This window comes from Collinsella sp. AM17-1 (assembly GCF_003470665.1).
In the GTDB taxonomy this organism is placed as follows: Bacteria; Actinomycetota; Coriobacteriia; order Coriobacteriales; family Coriobacteriaceae; genus Collinsella.
This window is the reverse complement of the sequence record NZ_QRJZ01000039.1, coordinates 1-1,910: the sequence shown is the minus strand read 5'-3', so window position 1 is coordinate 1,910 and position 1,910 is coordinate 1. Positions and strand designations below refer to the sequence as shown.

Here is a 1,910-nt window from a genome sequence, read left to right as displayed (position 1 = left end):
GCGGCCCGCGCTGCATGAGCATGCCCTTCTGGCGCGAGGACCTCTAAGGTTTTCAAAGACCCGTACAGGTCTTACTACAAACATCTAGCTGCCATTAGATGTCTCCCATTGGGGCGGTGCGGATCTTTCGCACCGCCCCATTCATGTTTAATGACGCTAAATGAAGATCAGATAAGGTGGCCATGGATATCAAGACAATCGGTGTTGAGGAATGGCTCAACGTTTGGGAGAAGAGTGCTACCTGGGATATCGCTCAGTCGACGATCTCGTCGCTGACCATGGGCGAGCTTCGCGCACTGGACGAGCAGGACGGCGCCACGTTCTACGAGCGCCTGGATCGCGAGAAGATGAACTACGGCTGGATCGAGGGCTCTCCGGAGTTTAAGGCCGAGGTTGCCAAGCTGTATCGTCGCGAGGCCAATCCCGATCACATTCTGCAGACCAATGGCTGCACGGGCGCTAACCTCAACGCCATCATGGCCGTGGTCGAGCCCGGCGACCATGTCATCGCCGAGTGGCCCACCTACGCGCCGCTCTATGAGATTCCGCGTACGCTCGGTGCCGAGGTCGAGTATTGGGAGCTTCGCGAGGAGCTCGGCTGGAAGCCCGATATCGATGAGCTCAAGCGCTCGGTGCGCCCCAACACCAAGCTCATCTGCATCAATAACGCATCGAACCCCATCGGTACGGTGCTCGATGCCGATATGCTCGGCCAGATTGCCGAGATCGCCCGTTCGGCTGGCGCCTATGTGCTGTGCGACGAGGTGTACCTGCCGCTTGAGAACACCAAGGCCTTTATGTCGATGGCCGACGTGTACGAGAAGGCCATTGTCACCAACTCGGTGTCCAAGACCTATTCGACGCCTGCGGCCCGCGTGGGCTGGGTCGTGGCCGACGAAGAGGTGTCCAACCGCATCCGCACCTACCGCGACTACACCATGATCTGCGGCGGCGTGTTCAACGATGCCATGGCGACCTACGTGCTCGAGCACAAGGACAAGATTCTCGAGCGCAATCGCAAGATCGTGTTTGGCAACCGCGATATCGCGCAGGCTTGGATCGATACGCAGCATCGCGTTTCCTGGACGGCCCCGCAGGGAATATCCACCTCGTTTATCCAGCTGGATATTCCCGAGGATGACGAGTAATTCTGTAAGCGCCTGTTGGCCGAGAGGGGAGTGCTGCTGGTCCCCGGTAGCCGCTTTGAGCTTCCCTGCGGCGCACGCCTGGGCTACTGCGCGAGCGAAGACGTTCTTCGCGAGGGCCTGAAGCTTTTGGGCGAGGCACTGGCGGAGTTCGATCGCTAGGATTCCGACGATCTTCGAGGGCCTTATCCAAATTGGCCGAAGATAATCGAAAACGGACCCGTTTCCCAAGGGGAAGCGGGTTCGTTTTTCTATACCGAGAAGTCAAGTTGTTACAAATGGGGCCGTAAAGCGAGCCGGTATCCGCTGGGCCTTATACTGAGCTTCCGGTGAACGGTATCAAGCGTCTGGTAAACGGTAATTTGTTTACCAGAAATGAATAGAACAAACTTTTTTCTGAATAAAAATGAAAATGGTTGAGACGCGGCATGAATCGCTAATTCTATTCATAGCTTTATTAGAAATATGCAATTTGAGAGTGGTTTAATAAAGTTAAGTTCCATTTGCTATTTGGATTGAAAACGCGTTTTAGCACGTAAATAAACTTTATTAAATCAAAGTGTGCCATGCGTGAAGTATATGTGTATGCCGTTCACCCCTCATATAAAACCGTTCGGGGGCGAGGTGGAAGTATGGACTGATTTTGGATATAAATATGTCGTCAGCAATAACGCCTCACACGGAGGGGCGCTAACGAATCGGCCCTGACAGGGGCCCGAAAGAAAGGTAGGAGGCCATGACGAAAGGTCTGCACGTGCCTTCCGA

General features: G+C 54.6%; 2 protein-coding genes. Both read left to right on the top strand.

Annotated elements, in window-relative coordinates:
• The first annotated feature begins 182 nt into the window (after positions 1 to 182).
• Positions 183 to 1,148, top strand: coding sequence for an aminotransferase class I/II-fold pyridoxal phosphate-dependent enzyme (locus tag DW195_RS10215; RefSeq protein WP_233540868.1), 966 nt, complete (start codon positions 183 to 185; stop codon positions 1,146 to 1,148).
• A 15-nt stretch (positions 1,149 to 1,163) separates the two neighbouring features.
• Positions 1,164 to 1,307 (top strand): hypothetical protein, encoded by a 144-nt coding sequence (locus DW195_RS10625; protein ID WP_233540867.1) that lies wholly within the window; start codon positions 1,164 to 1,166, stop codon positions 1,305 to 1,307.
• Positions 1,308 to 1,910: the final 603 nt, after the last annotated feature.

Excerpts from the sequence above, each read along its gene's own strand:
- DW195_RS10215 (WP_233540868.1), top strand. The coding sequence starts at position 183 with ATGGATATCAAGACAATCGGTGTTGAGGAATGGCTCAACGTTTGGGAG.